Source organism: Myxococcaceae bacterium JPH2 (genome assembly GCA_016458225.1).
Classification (GTDB): Bacteria; Myxococcota; Myxococcia; order Myxococcales; family Myxococcaceae; genus Citreicoccus.
In genome coordinates this window covers 1-16,377 of sequence record JAEMGR010000008.1, presented here as the reverse complement: position 1 = coordinate 16,377, position 16,377 = coordinate 1, and the positions used below count along the sequence as shown (strand labels likewise).

At 68.8% G+C, this 16,377-nt stretch carries 17 protein-coding genes; 12 read left to right on the top strand and 5 right to left on the bottom strand.

The features are described 5' to 3' along the window. Positions 1 to 8 precede the first annotated feature (8 nt). Together JGU66_15175 and JGU66_15170 are read left to right on the top strand one after the other, a co-directional pair. Entirely contained in the window at positions 9 to 1,586 is a 1,578-nt protein-coding gene (locus JGU66_15175; GenBank protein ID MBJ6762113.1) for a GldG family protein, read from the top strand. After that, on the top strand, positions 1,583 to 3,040 hold the full coding sequence (locus tag JGU66_15170) for a DUF4340 domain-containing protein (protein ID MBJ6762112.1): 1,458 nt from the start codon (positions 1,583 to 1,585) through the stop codon (positions 3,038 to 3,040). Before JGU66_15175 ends, JGU66_15170 begins: the two co-directional genes overlap by 4 nt. A gap of 13 nt (positions 3,041 to 3,053) precedes the next feature. On the opposite strand, the gene JGU66_15165 is transcribed toward JGU66_15170, so the two are convergent. Together JGU66_15165 and JGU66_15160 are read right to left on the bottom strand one after the other, a co-directional pair. Further along, entirely contained in the window at positions 3,054 to 3,758 is a 705-nt protein-coding gene (locus tag JGU66_15165; protein MBJ6762111.1) for a metallophosphoesterase, read from the bottom strand. Next, positions 3,742 to 4,566: a nucleotidyltransferase gene (locus tag JGU66_15160; GenBank protein ID MBJ6762110.1), complete on the bottom strand. Its 825-nt coding sequence runs from the start codon at positions 4,564 to 4,566 to the stop codon at positions 3,742 to 3,744. Before JGU66_15160 ends, JGU66_15165 begins: the two co-directional genes overlap by 17 nt. A gap of 240 nt (positions 4,567 to 4,806) precedes the next feature. On the opposite strand from JGU66_15160, the gene JGU66_15155 reads away from it, so the two are divergent. From JGU66_15155 to JGU66_15120, 8 genes are all read left to right on the top strand, one after another. Next, positions 4,807 to 5,790: a hypothetical protein gene (locus JGU66_15155; protein MBJ6762109.1), complete on the top strand. Its 984-nt coding sequence runs from the start codon at positions 4,807 to 4,809 to the stop codon at positions 5,788 to 5,790. 27 nt (positions 5,791 to 5,817) lie between these two features. Beyond that, positions 5,818 to 6,360, top strand: coding sequence for an RNA polymerase sigma factor (locus tag JGU66_15150; protein MBJ6762108.1), 543 nt, complete (start codon positions 5,818 to 5,820; stop codon positions 6,358 to 6,360). Continuing rightward, entirely contained in the window at positions 6,357 to 7,127 is a 771-nt protein-coding gene (locus JGU66_15145; protein MBJ6762107.1) for a DUF4384 domain-containing protein, read from the top strand. Before JGU66_15150 ends, JGU66_15145 begins: the two co-directional genes overlap by 4 nt. Beyond that, on the top strand, positions 7,124 to 8,719 hold the full coding sequence (locus tag JGU66_15140) for a caspase family protein (GenBank protein ID MBJ6762106.1): 1,596 nt from the start codon (positions 7,124 to 7,126) through the stop codon (positions 8,717 to 8,719). The genes JGU66_15145 and JGU66_15140 overlap by 4 nt, the downstream gene beginning before the upstream one ends. Then, positions 8,716 to 9,690: a hypothetical protein gene (locus JGU66_15135; GenBank protein MBJ6762105.1), complete on the top strand. Its 975-nt coding sequence runs from the start codon at positions 8,716 to 8,718 to the stop codon at positions 9,688 to 9,690. Before JGU66_15140 ends, JGU66_15135 begins: the two co-directional genes overlap by 4 nt. 77 nt (positions 9,691 to 9,767) lie before the next feature. Then, positions 9,768 to 11,045 carry an MFS transporter gene (locus JGU66_15130; protein ID MBJ6762104.1) on the top strand — a complete coding sequence of 426 codons (1,278 nt, stop codon included), beginning with the start codon at positions 9,768 to 9,770 and terminating at the stop codon, positions 11,043 to 11,045. Between the two features lie 84 nt (positions 11,046 to 11,129). Then, on the top strand, positions 11,130 to 12,836 hold the full coding sequence (locus tag JGU66_15125) for an alpha-D-glucose phosphate-specific phosphoglucomutase (GenBank protein MBJ6762103.1): 1,707 nt from the start codon (positions 11,130 to 11,132) through the stop codon (positions 12,834 to 12,836). A gap of 43 nt (positions 12,837 to 12,879) precedes the next feature. Continuing rightward, positions 12,880 to 13,122: a DNA-directed RNA polymerase subunit omega gene (locus JGU66_15120; GenBank protein MBJ6762102.1), complete on the top strand. Its 243-nt coding sequence runs from the start codon at positions 12,880 to 12,882 to the stop codon at positions 13,120 to 13,122. Positions 13,123 to 13,134: 12 nt separating this feature from the next. On the opposite strand, the gene JGU66_15115 is transcribed toward JGU66_15120, so the two are convergent. From JGU66_15115 to JGU66_15105, 3 genes are read right to left on the bottom strand one after another with little or no spacing between them, the layout of a single operon-like run. After that, positions 13,135 to 13,605 (bottom strand): NUDIX hydrolase, encoded by a 471-nt coding sequence (locus tag JGU66_15115; GenBank protein ID MBJ6762101.1) that lies wholly within the window; start codon positions 13,603 to 13,605, stop codon positions 13,135 to 13,137. 38 nt (positions 13,606 to 13,643) lie between these two features. Then, on the bottom strand, positions 13,644 to 14,291 hold the full coding sequence (locus tag JGU66_15110) for a hypothetical protein (protein MBJ6762100.1): 648 nt from the start codon (positions 14,289 to 14,291) through the stop codon (positions 13,644 to 13,646). A 10-nt stretch (positions 14,292 to 14,301) separates the two neighbouring features. Further along, positions 14,302 to 14,898, bottom strand: a complete 597-nt coding sequence (locus JGU66_15105; GenBank protein MBJ6762099.1) for a hypothetical protein — start codon at positions 14,896 to 14,898, stop codon at positions 14,302 to 14,304. A gap of 390 nt (positions 14,899 to 15,288) precedes the next feature. Here JGU66_15105 and groES point away from each other — a divergent pair, with 390 nt between their 5' ends. Both groES and groEL read left to right on the top strand, forming a co-directional pair. Then, positions 15,289 to 15,579, top strand: a complete 291-nt coding sequence (gene groES / locus JGU66_15100) for a co-chaperone GroES (GenBank protein MBJ6762098.1) — start codon at positions 15,289 to 15,291, stop codon at positions 15,577 to 15,579. A 39-nt stretch (positions 15,580 to 15,618) separates the two neighbouring features. Further along, on the top strand, positions 15,619 to 16,377 hold a 759-nt coding region (groEL, locus tag JGU66_15095), incomplete at its 3' end, for a chaperonin GroEL (protein ID MBJ6762097.1).

Here is a 16,377-nt window from a genome sequence, read left to right as displayed (position 1 = left end):
AGGGACTCATGAGACTGCCCTCCATCGGAAGATTCCTGGGTGCGTTCGGACTGCTGCTCGTGCTGACCAGTCCCCTCCCGCTGCTCCTCGGCTCGGGGAGCGTGCTCGCCGCCGCGTGCAAGGACGGCGTCGGCCTGCTGTTCCTGGGCATCGCGTATGCCCTCCACCGCTCGCTCTTCACGCAGCTCACCACCGTGCGCTGGGGCGCGTTCGCGGTGCGCAGCGTGCTGGCGGTCACGGCCGCGCTCGTCGCGCTGGTGGCGCTCAACGTGCTGGCGTTCCGCCATGGGCCGCGCTGGGACCTGACGCGCGATCGCCTGTTCACCCTCGCGCCCCAGACGCACACGGCGCTCGCGGCGCTCCCGGACAAGGTGACCGCCATCGGGCTGCTCCCGCCGAATGATGCGTCCTACGACGCGCTGGAGGCGTTGTTCCGGCGCTACCACGAGGAGGCGCCGGAGCGCTTCGACTTCACGTTCAAGGACCCGAGCCGCAACCCCGAGTTCGCCGCGCGCTTCCAGCTCAAGACAGGACAGACGACGGTGATGCTGGTGCGCGGCGAGGGCGCGAAGGAATCACGGCTCGCGCTCCATGGTGTCTCCGAGCAGGAGCTGACCAACGCACTCATCCAGTTGAGCGCGGTGGGCACGCGCAAGGCGTACTTCCTCACGGGCCATGCCGAGTGGCCGCTGGAGCGACAGCCCTCGGCGCGAGCTGACGGTCCGGGCGATGGACTGGCGGAGTTGGGGCATCAGCTCGCGGCGGAGGGCTACACCGCCGAGTCCCTCAACCTCGCCGGGCAGAAGCAGGTCCCGCGAGACGCCGCGCTCGTCATCATCGCGGGCGCGAAGACGCGCTACACCGCGCCGGAGATTGACGTGCTCCAGGCGTACCTCGCCGAGGGCGGACGCATGCTCTACTTCGCCGAGGCGACCGTGTCCGACGGGCTCGACTCGCTCCTCTCGGATCATGGCGTGGCGCTCGACGAGGGCATCGTGGCGGACACGCAGTTCAACGCCGGCAATCCCTACGTCGTCGTGTCCAAGTTCTACAGCGAGCACGCCATCGGCAAGCCGCTTCAGGCGCGCGCGCTGAACGTCGAGATGGTCACCGCGCGCAGCTTCTCGCTGCTCCGCACGGGCACGCTGCCCGGAGTGCACGTAGAACCCGTGGTGCTCACCTCTCCCTATGCATGGGTGGAGACCCACCCCGCCGAGGACGCCACGCCCACCGATGGCGAGAAGACAGGTCAGCTCACGCTCGTGGCGGCCAGCACGCGTCCCACGCGGGACGCGAACGCGAAGCGCAGCGATGAGGCGCGCCTCGTGGTGGTGGGGGACTCGGAACTCATCCTGGATCCGAACTGGGGACATGAGCCCAACCGGAACCTCGTGATGAACTCGCTGGCGTGGGCGAGCACGCAGGTCGAGAAGATCACCCTTCGCCCTCCGGACCGAGCCGTCTCCACGCTGAAGCTGAGCCCCGGCGTCATCGAGGGCGTGCGCCTTGTGGCCATGGATCTCCTGCCCTTGTCCCTGCTGGGACTGGGCCTCGCGGTCTGGCTCGCGCGACGGGAGCACGCATGAGACGGGGGCTCGCGCTCGTCCTCGCGGGGCTGGGGCTCACCGGCTGCAAGCCAGGTTCAGACACGTCGCGAGCGAAACCGACACCGGCCGCGTTCGCCTCCGCGCCAGCCTCCGACGAAACCGCTCCTGCGCCGAGCCCTCCCGCCCTCTCGTTCACGCGGCTCACGGTGAAGGCGCACGGCGCGACCACGGAGCTGGTGAAGGACACCACGGGCTGGCGCCTCACCGCGCCCGTGGAGGCTCCGGCGGATGCGTCCACGGTGGAGGCGCTGCTTCGACAGCTCGCGACCGCGAAGCCCAAGGCGACCGTCACGGAGAACCCCTCCGCGGCGGACCTGCGCCAGTACGGCCTTGCGCCCCCCGTCTTCGAGGTCGAGGCCCAGGGCTTCGAGGCCCATGAGCCCACGCATGCGCGCACCGTGAAGCTGGCCGGCGGAAATGAGAATCCGTTCGACGCCTCGGTGTATCTGCGGCGGGACGGAGACCCCACGGTGTACTCGGCCGATGGGACCACGCGGGTGGCGCTCGACCAGAGCACCTATGCGCTGCGCAGCAAGGACGTCCTGGGGCCGCTCGCGGAGCCACGGCTCAGCACCATCACCGTCACGACGCGCTCGCGTGCGTATGTCCTGGAGCGCGCGGCGGACGGGTCGGCCTGGATGTTGGTGAAGCCCGTGGCCGCTCGCGTGGAGACGACTCGCGTGGCGAAGCTCCTCTCCGCGCTCGTGGGGCAGACCGCGCTCGCCTTCCCCGACGACAGCGTGGAGGCCCGTCGCACGCTGGGCTTGGAGAAGCCCGAGGTGGACGCGCGGTTCGTGCCGCTCACGGGCGAGCCGGTGCGGATCCGCTTGAGCCATTCGAGCGCTGCGAGCGACTCCCGCACGGCCGCGCTCCGGGAGGAAGGCTCGCGCGCGGTGCTCGCCGAAGTCCCGGACCAGGCCCAAGCGCTGCTCGACCTCGACCCCACGGAACTGAAAGACAGACATGTGCTCGTGTTCCGGCGTGAGGACGTGCGACGCGTGAGCATCACGCCAGGCGATGGCGCACCGGCGTTCGCCCTCGTGCGCGCCTCCGAGGCTCGCGAGGGTTGGACGCTGGAGGGCGCGACCCCGCAGCCCGTCCAGCACTTCCGGGTCCTCTCCATCCTCGGGCGACTGGGCGCGCTCCGAGCCACGTCATCCCAGGCACTCCAGAAGAAGTCCTGGCAGGCGTATGGTTTGCGAGACACCGCGCGCGGCATCTCGCTCCAGGACGCGGCGGGACACGAGCTGGCTCGGCTCACGGTCGGGAACGCTGTCCCCCATCAAGCCGAGTCCCTCTATGTGCGCGGCTCCGGGCCGGACGTGCTGGAGATCCCCGCGCTGGCGGTGGACGAACTGCCGTGGCGCCCCGACGACGTGCGAGCCCCCGCGACGCCCGAGGTCAAAGCACCAGCGGATGCCGCCGAGCCCTGAGCACGCGTCCCGCTCAGACCTCCAGCAACACGAAGCGCTGCTCCGGGGTGTACTTGGCCAACAGCGGCATGGCCACGTTGTAGACGGGGATGCCGCTCTTGGTGCGGCCCTCGCGTGAGCCGTGATGCGCGTGGCCGTGGAAGACATACGCCGCGCCGTAATGGTCGATAGGCATCGACAAGCGGCTGGTGCCGAGGAAGGGACGGATCTCCACGTTCTCGCCCTCCAGCGTCTCGGGGATGGGGGCGTAGTGCATGATGACCACGCGCTGGGGCGTGTCGAGGTGACTCAGGGCCGCCTCCAGCTTGAGCGACTCGGACACGGCCTCCTGCACGAAGGCCTTCGTCTGCGCCTCGCCAAAGGCTTGCAGCGTCGCGTTGCCAAACCCTCCCGCGAACCCCTTCACCCCCGCGACGCCCAGCACCTTCTCGAAGATGAAGTGGTCGCCGTCCAGGATGTGCACACCCACCTTGGCCAGCTCGGCGCAGATGTCCTTCACCTGGCCGTGCTCATAGTCGTGATTGCCGAGCACCGCGGCGCAGGGGACGCGCAGCGCGGACAGCTCCTCGGCGAGCACGCGACCCTCTTCGAGCATCCCTCGGTCCGTGAGGTCGCCGCACAGCAGGAGGAGATCCGCGGAGGCGTTCACCTGCTTGACGAACAACCGGAAGCGCCCGTGGTGGTCTTCACGACAGTGCAGGTCACCGACCGCCGCCAGCCGAATTCTCGAGTTCGGGTCTCGCGCCACGCTCGTCCCCCAGTTCTCGTTCGTTCTCGTCCCAGGCTCGGCCGTCGCGGAAGCCCCAGTGGTGGATGTCCACGTGGTAGTTCACCCGCGACACGAGGTTGCCTCGGCACAGCTTGTCGTCCCAGCCTCCGTCTCGGATGGACTGGAGCGTGCGCCCCACCAACTCCGCCATCACCCAGTCCGGAATGATGTCGCGCTCGGAGGGGTACGCGAACCGGAACATCATGAGGTGGCTGAGCAGCACCTCCCAGTACCGGTCGAAGCGCCGTAACAGCCGCTCCCAGTCCAGCGTCGGTCCCGCCTTGAGGAGCAGGTGGTTGACGTCCGCGCCGTCATAGCGCTCGCGCTCGTTGACGAAGGCCTTGGACCAGATCATCTCCTCGGCGGGCGCCACCAGACAGTCATGTCCGAAGACGCGGGCCACGCGCGCGTGCGTGAACCACGCGTCGTCCACCTTGGCCACGCCGTTGCCGGAGGAGAAGATGAAGTCGACGAAGTACTCGCCCTTGAAGGCCTTGTAGAGCCAGACCTCGTCGGTGCGCTCGGTGCGCCAGCCGTCGTTTTCCAGGATGGACAGGGCGCGCACCGCATCCGCCTTGCGCGGGAAGAGGTCCAGGTCCTTCGTGTCCCGGTAGATGCCGGTATACGTGGCATAGGCATACGCGCCGCCCACCACGAACGGCACCCCGGCATCGAGCAGGAGCCCGACCGCCTCGGCCCGGGCGTTGATTTCGTCGGGAGTCCGGGCCTGCTCGGCCAGCGCGGCATCCGTCCCCATCTCCCCCGGGTGGTTTGGGTGTCGTTTTTCCATGGCGGAAAGGTAGGGATGACTCGGTCCGGCGGTCGGGCGAGCGGGCGAGGGCGGCCGGTGGGCAGACGAGCGGCCCCCAACCCCTTGTTTTCAGGGCGCGGCGACCGAGGAAAATGAGCCGCTTTCTGTTTTCCGCGACCGCTGTGTCCATTGGGGCGAACTCGTCATGCACGGCCCGCCGGGGGCCGGCGAGAGGACGCCGAAACCATGCTGCGCAAGAGCCTGCTGTGTGCCGCCCTGCTGTTCGCGGGTTGTGATTCCACGCCGAAGAACGACGAGGAGTCGTTCAAGGACGGCCTCCCCGCCAAGGAGATGGTCGAAGTGAAGTCGCCCGGCTCGACGGGCCAGGGACTCGACTCCGCCTCCGCCGCGGGACAGACCGCGGAGTACTACCAGCTCACCATCGCCGCGACCGCCACGGTCAACGGCGGGACGCGCTGGGTGCTCGACCTCATCTCCGACATCACCCAGCACGTGCCCTCGTCGATGAGTGACACCCAGGCCATCTGGGGCCCCTTCACCGGAGCGCTGAGCCCCACCACGTACAAGCTCACCGTCACCAAGACGGGCGACCTGACGTACTCGTGGGTGCTGGAGGGCAAGGCCAAGAGCGACGCGGACACCGCCTACAAGGTCGTCCTCTCCGGCTCGCAGACGGTGGTGCTGGACGCGACCGGCCACCGCGCGCGCGGCTATGGCTCTGGCAGCATCCTCATCGACTGGGATGTGGCGCGCACGCTGCCCAATGGCAACCAGAAGGACCTGGGCACGGCGGAGATCGACTACGCGCGGCTGAGCGACACGTCGGGCACCACGGTGGATGCGCACTTCCGCAAGGTGCGTGACAACGATGCCCAGGACGTGCGCGTGGACGCGGACTACCACTACAAGGCCACGCCGGGCGCGGGCGGGGAGTTCGACTACGTGCTCAACAAGAACATCGACATCGACCCGACGCGCACGAAGCTGGAGCAGCTCGCCATCAAGAGCCGCTGGGCGAACCTGGGCAACGGCCGCACGGACATCAAGCTGTCGGGCGGTGACCTCTCCGGTCAGGCCACGGTGAGCGAGTGCTGGAACACCGACTTCAAGAGCACCTACTTCCGCTTCAGCCTGGAGCTGGCCGCGCGCTACGGCACCGAGGCGGCGGACTGCGGCGCGTTCACCTCGCCGGTCTACTCCTCACCGTGAGGCCAGTCGCGGTAGGCTGACGGGCGCGTGACAGGAACGAGCCAGCCGATCCTCCGGGTCATCGAAGGGGGTGCCTCCCAGGATCGGCGCGCCTTCCTGCGCGAGCTGTATTCGAAGTACGGCGGCAGCGTGCAGGAGCGCTGCCGCTACTTGCTCAAGGACGCGACCAAGGCCGAGGACGCGATGCAGGACGTCTTCGCCCGCGCCCTGTCCCATGGTGAGTCCTTCCGGGCCGAGGCCTCACCGCTGACGTGGCTGATGAAGATCGCCACGCACCACTGTCTCAATCAGTTGCGCTCCGAGGGCGCCGCGTGGCGACGGTGGTTCGAGCGCGACGCCGCGGCCCGGCCCGAGGGACATGGTGGCCCCGAGGCGATGGAGACGCGGGTGTTGGTGCGGAGGCTGCTGGCGCGAGTGGACGCGGAGACCCAAGCCGCCGCGATCCACTATCACGTGGATGGCATGACACTCGAAGAGGTGGCGGCGCTGTTGGGGCGCTCGGTCCCCACGGTGCGCAAACGGTTGGAGCACTTCGCCACGCTGGGCGGAGAGGAGTTGACGGTTCGATGAGCGCGCACGAGTCAGAGTGGACACTGCGCCGCCTGCACGCCGGGGAGCTGCCCGCCTCCGACGCCGCCCGAGCCCGGTCCCACGCGGCAGGCTGCGCCCCGTGCGCGGAGGTCCTGCGGCGCTTCGCGCAGGTGCAATCCCAGTTCGAAGCCCAGGTGCCCTTCGAGCGCTTCGAGGCCGGCATCGAGCAAGCCCTGGAGCGCCATCGCACCGAGGACCGGACCCGCGCGAAGGCGCGTCCTCGCTGGGTGGCGCCGCTCGTCTCGCTCGCGGCCTCGGTGCTGCTCGTCGTGCTGGTCCGGCCGCTGATGAACACGGAGTCTTCCAGCAATCGCCTCAAGGGTGGCGCGGTGGCGGAGCTGCGCATCGGCGGGGGTGATGCGCCCCAGCGCGTGGTGGACGCGAACCTCCGCGAAGCGCTGCGCCCCGGTGAGCGCGTGCGGCTGGGCTACACGGCGGACACGCATCGCTTTGTCGCGGCGCTGTCCATCGACGCGGCGGGCGAAGTGACGGCGCTCTACCCGGACACCGGAGAGAGCCTGCCCGTGGAGCCCGGTGAAGGGATGCACTGGCTGCCCGGCAGCCTGGAGTTCACCGGGACGGGCGCGGAGCGCGTGGTGGTGCTGCTGACCGATGCGCCGCTCGACATGGATGCCCTGCGAGACGCGGCGCGCCGGGCCTATGCTGTCTCGGGACGCGACCTGGACCTCATGCCCGCGCTGGACGTGCCGGGAGAACAGACCCAGTGGACCTTGCTCAAGCCATGAGCGCCGTCACCCAAGTGGGGCGCGCGCTCGCGCTGCTGAGCACGCTCTGGGCCACCGTCGCGGGCGCGGAGTCCGTGCACCGCTTCGCCCTGGTGGCCGGCAATGACGAGGGCGGCGAGGGCACGCGCCCCCTGCGCTACGCGCGCGATGACGCGCGCAAGATGCATGACCTGCTGGAGCGCCTGGGCGGCGTGGCGGATGACGACATGCGCCTGTTGCTGGACTCGGGCACGCCGGACTTCCTGGCCGCGCTGAGCGAGTTGGAGGCGCGGGCTCGCGCGGCGAAGGCTCGGGGTGAGCGCACGGCGCTGCTCGTCTACTACTCGGGCCACGCGAAGGATGGCGCGCTCCGGCTGGGGAACACCGGCCTGCCTTTTGACGCACTCAAGCGGCGACTGGCGGAGGCGACCACGGACATCCGCATCGCCATCCTGGACTCGTGCCGTTCCGGTGCGCTGACTCGCACGAAGGGCGCTCGCAAGGCGCCCGCGTTCGACATCGACTCGGGCGTGGCGCGAGAGGCGCGCGGCGTGGTCATCCTCACGTCGAGCGCGGCGGATGAGGACTCGCAAGAGTCGGACGCGCTGGGCGGCAGCTACTTCTCGCACCACCTGGCCAGCGGCCTCCTGGGCGACGCGGACCGCAGCGGCGACGGACAGGTCACCCTGTTCGAGGCGTACTCCCACGCGTACGCGCGCACGGTGGCGGACACCGCCGACAGCAGCGCGGGGCCGCAGCATCCGACCTTCAGCTACGACCTCGCGGGCAACGGAGACCTGGTGCTCACGGACCTCCGAGCCAACGCCGAGGGGCTGCTCGTTCCCGGCCTCGCGCCCGCGGGCCAGTACTACTTCGTCACCCCGGGCGGACTGGTGGTCGCCGAGCTGGAGAAGACGCAAGACCAGGAGCGGCGCGTGGCACTGGCTCCGGGCACGTACCGCGTGAAGCGTCGGCTTACGGACCGGCTGCGCATCGGCGAGGTGGAGGTGCGGCGCGGACGAACCACCGTGTTGGAAGAGACGCGGCTGCGGGATGCGCCCTTCTCCGACGACCCCGTGAAGGGTGTGATGACGCTGCGAGGCGCGTGGTGGTCGCTGGGCCTCACGGGCGGCTACCAGTCCTTCTTCGATTCCACCACGCGACAGTCGCTGTTCCTCTCCGTGCCGCTCGTGGGCTTCGAGGCGGAGCTGCATGACTACTTCCGCCGCGACTGGGTCTGGGGCGTGGACGTGGCGCTCGGTGGAAAGCAGGCGGTGCTCACGCTGCCCACGCTGTCCGGCCCGCCGTATCGCTACAGCATGATCAACCTGGGGACGAGCCTCGTCACAGAGTGGCCCTGGGAGCGCGTGGTGCCCTTCGTGGGAGGACGGCTCGCGTACCTCATGATGCGCCGAGACTTCAGCGACGCGGCGATGCCGGATCAACACTTCAACATGCTCTCTCCGGGACTCGTCGCCGGAGTGAGATGGCAGCTCACGCCGCGACTGAACATCACGACGCGCGGCCGAGCCCACTACCTTCAGTACAACGTCGATGCGCAGCGCGCGCTGGGCTATTGGGAGATGGCCGCGCTGGTGACGTATCAGCCATGAGGGCACACGCGATGAGAACCCTGGCCCCTGCCCTGCTCTGTCTCTTCGCCTCCGCGTGCGGAGGAGACTTCTCCAACGACGACCTGGAGTTCCTCAACGCCCTGCCCCAGCGCGAGGACCTCGCCGCCCGCCTCCCCTCGAGCAAGGCGGTCACCGGCAACGGCATCGAGACCCGCAAGGACGCGCTGGGCCTCCAGCTCCTGGGCGACCTCTCCGAGCTGGCGGGAGACACGTTCAAGCAAGGCACGCAGTTCAACCAGAGCGTGGACGCGCTGCTCACGCTGCTGGAGGCCATCCGCTCGCGGCAGCCCACGCTGCGCGAGGCGCACCGGCGCGTCTGGGGCCCCTTCGCGGACAAGGACCGCCGAGGCAACGACGTGCGCTTCGTGATGGAGCGCGAGGGAGACGCGTTCACCTATGCCTTGCAGTACCGCCCCTCGGGCGCGGGGGACGACCAGTGGTGGACCTTCCTGCCCGGCCGCTTCCAGGCGAATGGCGGCATCCGCAAGGGCGAGGGCTCGGTGTCACTGGACCTCAAGGAGGCCCGGGCGCACGGGTTCCTGTTGCGGGACATGGCCCTGCTCGATCGCCTGGATATCGGCTACCAGACGAAGGCCCTGCCCACGCGCGTGGAGCTGGCCTTCACGGCCGTGGGGCGCACGCAGCCCGGGACGCGCTACGCCTATCGGTCCGTGCCCAACGGGCCGGGAGAGATGGTGTTCCGGCTGGTGGACACGGACCTCGTGCCCGGAGGGCTGCGGGAGACGTTGGATCTCACCAGTCGCTGGGCCCCGGACGGACGGGGCATGGTGAGCGTGGACATCGTGGAGGGGGACGCGAAGGGGGCGAAGTACACCGAGTGCTGGGACATCGGCGCCCACACCACCTTCATCCATCGCAACTGGGACTGGTTCAATCCCCCCGAGGGGGACCCCAAGAGCTGCCCGGACTTCTCCGAACTCAACCCGTAGCCCAGGGAGCGAGCAGTCGAACATTCGCGAAGGGGGAACGTGACGGGTCGAGTGAAATCTCTATGCTCTCGGCACCCATGCCCACCCCGTCCTTCCTCTCCGTCCTGAGAAGCCCGCGCATCTGGCTGCTGCTGGCCGTCGGCTTCGCGTCGGGGCTTCCGCTGTGGCTCACCGGGGTGACGCTGTCCGCGTGGATGAAGAACGAGGGCGTGAACCTGAAGACCATCGGCGTCTTCAGCCTCGTGGCCATGCCCTACACCATCAAGGTGCTCTGGGCCCCGCTGATGGACCGCTACACGCTGCCCTTCCTGGGGCGGCGGCGCGGCTGGATGTTGCTGACACAGGTGCTCCTCATGGGAGCCATCGCCGGCATGGGCCTGGTGAATCCCAAGGACTCGCCCTTCACCATGGCGCTCACGGCGCTCACGGTGACGTTCCTGTCCGCCAGCTACGACATCGTGGCGGATGCGTGGCGCACGGACATCCTCACCGTGGAGGAGCGCGGCCTGGGGAACTCGACGTACGTCACGGGTTACCGCCTGGGCATGCTGGTAGCGGGGGCTGGAGCGCTGATGCTGTCGGACCGCATCGGCTGGCCCCAGACGTACTTCCGCATGGGCCTGCTCATGAGCGTGGGCATCGTGGCCACGCTGCTGGCGCCGGAGCCCACCCAGGTGCGTCCGCCGCGCAACTTGCTGGACGCGGTGATCCATCCCCTGGAGGACTTCTTCCGGCGGCGCTACGCCGGCGCGGTGCTGGTGTTCCTGGTGCTCTACAAGCTCGGAGACGCCATCGCCGCCAGCATGGTGACGCCGTTCTATATCGACCTCGGCTTCACCAACACGGAGATTGGCGCGCTGAGCAAGGGCCTGGGCATGGTGGCCACCATCGTCGGGGGGCTGCTCGGTGGCGTGGTGATGGTGAAGCTGAGCATGCGCCGCGCGCTCTACATTTTCGGCATCGGCCAGGGCCTCACCAACCTGGGCTTCGTGGCGCTGTCGCTGGTGGGCAAGAACGACTACATGCTCGCCACCGCCATCACCGTGGACAACCTCTGCACGGGCCTGGGCGTGACAGCCTTCGCGGCCTTCACGATGTCGCTGTGTCACAAGCGCTTCAGCGCGACGCAGTACGCGCTGCTGTCCGCGCTGGGCACGGTGGCCAATCGCCTCATCGGCTCGGTGTCTGGGTACCTGGCCACGTGGATGGGCTGGCCCCTGTTCTTCTCGTTCACCATGGTCGCGGCGGTGCCCGCGATCATCCTGCTGCGGATCCTCCCCGAGGACGCGGCCATGCCCGTCGAGGATGACCCGCCCCCCGCTCCGGACGCACCCACCCCGGCGCTGGCGCGCTAGGAAACCTCCGCGCCTGATCAGCGGACGACAGCGCCACACGAGGGGGGCTCCATCCCGCACGCGGCCCGCTTAATGTCGGGGCCCATGGCCCATCCACTCGCTGGCAAGCCCCCTCCCGCGGAGTTCCTCATCGATCCGGAGAAGCTGCGCGCGCAGTACTTCTCCGAGCGGCCGGATCCGAACGAGCCGGAGCACCGCGTGGCGTTCGGCACGTCGGGCCACCGAGGCTCGGCTGCGCGCCGCAGCTTCAACGAAGCCCACATCCTCGCGGTGACGCAGGCGCTGTGCGAGTACCGCCAGCAGCAGGGCTACGACGGGCCGCTCTACCTCGGCATGGACACGCATGCGCTCTCGGAGCCCGCGCAGCGCACGGCGCTGGAGGTGCTCGCCGCGCACGGCGTGCAGGTGCGCTTCTCGGATGGCGCGACGCCCACGCCCGTCATCTCGCACGCCATCCTCACGTACAACCGAGGCCGCGCGACGGGACTCGCGGACGGCATCGTCATCACGCCGTCCCACAACCCGCCCGAGGACGGTGGCATCAAGTACAACCCGCCCAACGGTGGCCCGGCGGACACGAACGTCACGTCCATCGTCGAGCGCCGCGCCAACGAGCTGCTCGCGCAAGGCAACGCGGGCGTCCAGCGCGTGACGTACGAGAGGGCCCGCGGCGCCCCGACGGTGAAGGTGCACGACTTCATCACGCCCTACGTCGAGGACCTGGGCCACGTGGTGGACATGGAGGTCATCCGCGGCGCGAAGCTGCGATTGGGCGCGGATCCGCTCGGCGGATCCAACCTGCACTACTGGGCGCCCATCGCCGCGCGCTACGGCTTGGACCTCACCGTGGTGAACCCGGTGTTGGATCCGACGTTCCGCTTCATGCCGTTGGACCATGACGGGAAGATCCGCATGGACTGCTCATCGCCCTACGCGATGACGAACCTGGTGCGGCTGAAGGACCAGTACGCGCTGTCCTTCGGCAACGACGCGGACTCGGATCGGCACGGCATCGTCACGCGCAGCCAGGGGCTGATGAACCCCAATCACTACCTCGCGGTGGCCATCTCCTATCTGTTTGGACATCGGCCCGGCTGGAGCGCCGAGGCCGCGGTGGGCAAGACGCTCGTCAGCAGCAGCCTCATCGACCGGGTGGCGAAGGACCTGGGCCGCCGCGTCCTCGAGGTGCCCGTGGGCTTCAAGTGGTTCGTGCCCGGCCTCCTGGATGGGTCGCTGGGCTTCGGAGGCGAGGAGAGCGCGGGCGCGTCGTTCCTGCGGCGCGACGGCACGGTGTGGACCACGGACAAGGACGGCATCATCCTGGACCTGCTCGCGGCGGAGATTCTGGCGCGCACGGGCAAGGACCCCGGCGAGCACTACCAGGCCCTGGCCTCGCGCTTCGGCGCGCCGCTCTACACGCGCATCGATCAACCCGCGACGCCCGCGCAGAAGGCCGCGCTCAAGAAGCTGTCGCCGGACGCGGTGAAGGCCACCACGCTCGCCGGAGAGCCCATCCTCCAGCGGCTCACGCGCGCGCCGGGCAACAACGCGGACATCGGCGGCCTCAAGGTGACGTCCCAGAACGGCTGGTTCGCCGCGCGCCCCTCGGGCACCGAGGACGTGTACAAAATCTACGCGGAGAGCTTCCGGGACCAGGGCCACCTGGACGCCATCGTCCAGGAGGCGCGCGACATCGTCGGCGCGGCGTTCGCGGGGCGGAAACAGGGCGCCTGTCCGCCGGGTGGCTCGGGCGCCACGTCCTTCCTTGACTCGTCGGGGGGCCCTCTTTAGGTTTCAGCGTTTTCAGCCGCTTTTCGCCAGAGAAGGATGTTCCATGGCCCGCGTCACAGTTGAAGACTGCCTCCCCCTCGTGGACAACCGGTTCGCGCTGGTCCTCTTGGGTGCCAAGCGCGCCCGTCAGCTCATGGCCGGCGCCCGCCCCATCAGCGACACCTCCAAGAACAAGCCCCCCGTCCTCGCCCTGCGCGAGGTGGCCACGGGCCGCGTGAAGTTCGACCGGGACGTGCGCGAGGCGCTGTCCGGCAAGTACGCGGGCGACGAGAAGAAGCAGGGTTAACCCCCGCGTGTCCTACCCTGGCTCCCTCTCGGTTGGCGGGGGAGCCTCGGGCAGCAGGCCCTGCGCGCGCATCCAGCGGCTCGCCCGCCCCGCCACGGCCTTCTCGCCCTTGTAGCCCAACGAGGACACCAATCCCTCCATGGGCACCCATCGCACTTCATCCACCTCCACGCGCGGACCGGGCAGTGGCCCGAGTTCCCCTTCCTCGTAGCGGAACAGGAAGAAGTGGACGCGCTTGAAGATGCGCTGTCCCCGGAACTGGTAGACGTAGCGGATCTCCCCCAGGGGCGCGAGCAGCCCCACGGTGAGCCCCGTCTCCTCCCGGACCTCCCGCATCGCGGTCTGCTCGGGCGTCTCGCCGGGGTCCACGTGGCCCTTGGGCAGGGCCCAAAGCTGGCGCCCGTGCGGACGGATGACCGCCACTTCCCAAGTGGGGGCACTTCCCCGGATGACGACACCTCCTGCGGATGCCTCGCGCGGCATGGACCCACCCTACCCGAAGCGAACGGCCCCGGGGGCAATCAACCACCGTGGGCGAAGTGCCGCAGCTTGGCCTCCGCCCCCAACCGATAGGCGTAGCGCAGGTCGCCCAGGAGCCGATCCAACCGCCTCCCGATGACGTGCCCCATGAGCCGCGAGCAGAAGCGCCGGGACAGCCGGTTGGCCTCCTCGTACCGCCAGCGCTCCTGGGAGGACAGGCGCGGCTGGTAGGACACCTGGTCGAACAGCCGGCCTAGCAGCTCCGCGGCCCAGGCCTGGGCACCCTCGCCCCAGCGGTGCAGCAGGCACACCGCGAACTTGTCCACCTCCGCCTGGGCCTCCAGCTCCAGCAAGGACACGGTGCGGCCGTAGTGGGCCGTGTGGGCCACGTAGAGGAAGTGGCTGACGCCCTCGGTCACCTGGCAGTAGCCGTCCAGGTCCGCGTCCAGCACGTGCCCCAGCGGGCCCGCCTCGTAGGGCTTGAGGCGGGCCAGCAGCGAGGGCGCCAGGTACAGGGCCAGCTCCAGCCCCTCCCCGTCCGAGTCCACGCTCACCAGCAGCTCCTCCGAGCCCTGGCCACTGGCGCCCAGTTGCACCGCCGCCTCGGTGTCCACCACGAAGGCCTCGGCCCTCGCCTCGCACGTGAAGCCGTAGATGGCCTCCAGGTGCTCCTGAAGCCGGGCAATCATCGGGCCTCCCTCAGTTGGGCAAGGTGCCCTTGCGCGCGACCAGCCCGGCCTCCACCAGCACCCGCTCCAGCTTGTCGTCGCCGGTGCGGGCCCAGGACTCGTAGACCTTCAGCGCGCCGCTGGGGCCCGCTCTCACCATGCCGCGCGCGGCGATCTCCTCCAGCAGCGACACCAGGGCCCGGAACTTCTCGCACAGCTCCCGGTACACCTCGGCGAAGCCCGACGCGGGCGCCAGCGCCGCCACCTGCCCATACGCCGAGCCGCCCATCTGGATGTAGTAGTCCGGCCCCACCAGGCCGTGCTGCAGCGCCCCCGAGAAGAAGCCGGCCTTGTAGAGCGACACGTCGCCCAGGCGCCGCAGCGTGCGGATCCGCTCCTCACGCTCCTGCTGGAGGGCCCGGTGGTACAGCAGCGCGAGCGGCTCGTGGTCCCGGCGGCCCTCCGCGTCCCGGTTGAACAGCGCGTCCGTGGCCGCGAAGTCCGACAGCAGGTTGACCAGGTAGAACTCCGCGCCCTCCGTCAGCCCCACCCGCTGCCGGGCCAGGACCTCGTCGAGCAACGACTTGAAGAATTCCTTCAGGGAAGAGGAAGCCAGCAGTCCACTCATCGACACCTCCAAGCCTCCCGCAACGCTAGCAACAGGCCTGGAGCACCGCAAAAGACACCCCCAGTGATTCCAATGGGTTACGCTGGCACTCGCAACCTCTGAGTGCCAATTCCGGGTGGGTGCGGCGAGGGTTGGAGCGCGCGGGTGCACCGGGCCCACGGGGCCCAAAAGCGCAACGAGGTCAGGTGTTTAGCGCTGCACGGAACGGTGCCCCGTCGTCGCTTGACGGGTCAAAGACCCTGGTTATTATCCCGCGCGCTCAGGCATTAGCACTCGGGTGGTTCGAGTGCTAATGCCGCGGGTCGTCACGACCCTTCTTCAACCCCCCACCGGCGCACCGACCGGCACCTGCCGGAACGGGCGTCCTTCACGTGGAGCAAGGAGCAACTCATGAAGATTCGTCCCCTGCAGGATCGGCTCATCGTCAAGCGCGTCGCCGAGGAGAACAAGACCAAGGGCGGCCTCTTCATCCCGGACACCGCCAAGGAGAAGCCCCTCGAGGGCAAGGTGATCGCCGTCGGTAACGGCAAGGTGCAGGAGGACGGCAAGGTTCGTCCCCTCGACATCAAGGCGGGCGACACCATTCTCTTCAGCAAGTACGCCGGGACGGAGATCAAGCTGGACGGCGAGGAGCACCTCATCCTCCGCGAGGAGGATGTGCTCGGCGTGATCGAGAAGTAGTCCGGCCTTCCCACCTCTTTTCCAAGGATTCATTCCACCATGGCGAAGGACATCATTTTCGACGTGCGCGCGCGTGAGGCCATCCTCCGCGGCGTGAACATCCTCGCGGACGCGGTCAAGGTGACCCTGGGGCCCAAGGGCCGCAACGTCGTCATCGAGAAGAGCTTTGGCTCCCCCACCATCACGAAGGACGGCGTGACGGTGGCGAAGGAGATCGAGCTGGAGAACAAGTTCGAGAACATGGGCGCGCAGATGGTCAAGGAGGTTGCCTCCAAGACGTCTGACGTCGCGGGTGACGGCACCACCACGGCCACCGTGCTGGCGCAGGCCATCTTCCGCGAGGGCGCGAAGCTGGTCGCCGCGGGCCACAACCCGATGGACATCAAGCGCGGCATCGACAAGGCCGTCGCGACCATCACGGCCGAGCTGAAGACGCTGGCCAAGCCCACCAAGGACAAGAAGGAGATTGCCCAGGTCGGCACCATCTCCGCCAACGGTGACTCCACCATCGGCCAGATCATCGCGGACGCGATGGAGAAGGTCGGCAAGGAGGGCGTCATCACGGTCGAGGAGGCCAAGGGCCTCGAGACCACCCTGGACGTGGTCGAGGGCATGCAGTTCGACCGCGGCTACCTGTCCCCGTACTTCGTGACGGATCCGGAGCGCATGGAGGCGGTCCTCAACGACGCCCTCATCCTCATCCACGAGAAGAAGATCTCGTCGATGAAGGACCTGCTGCCGGTGCTGGAGCAGGTGGCGCGCGCGGGCAAGCCGCTCATCATCATCGCCGAGGAGGTC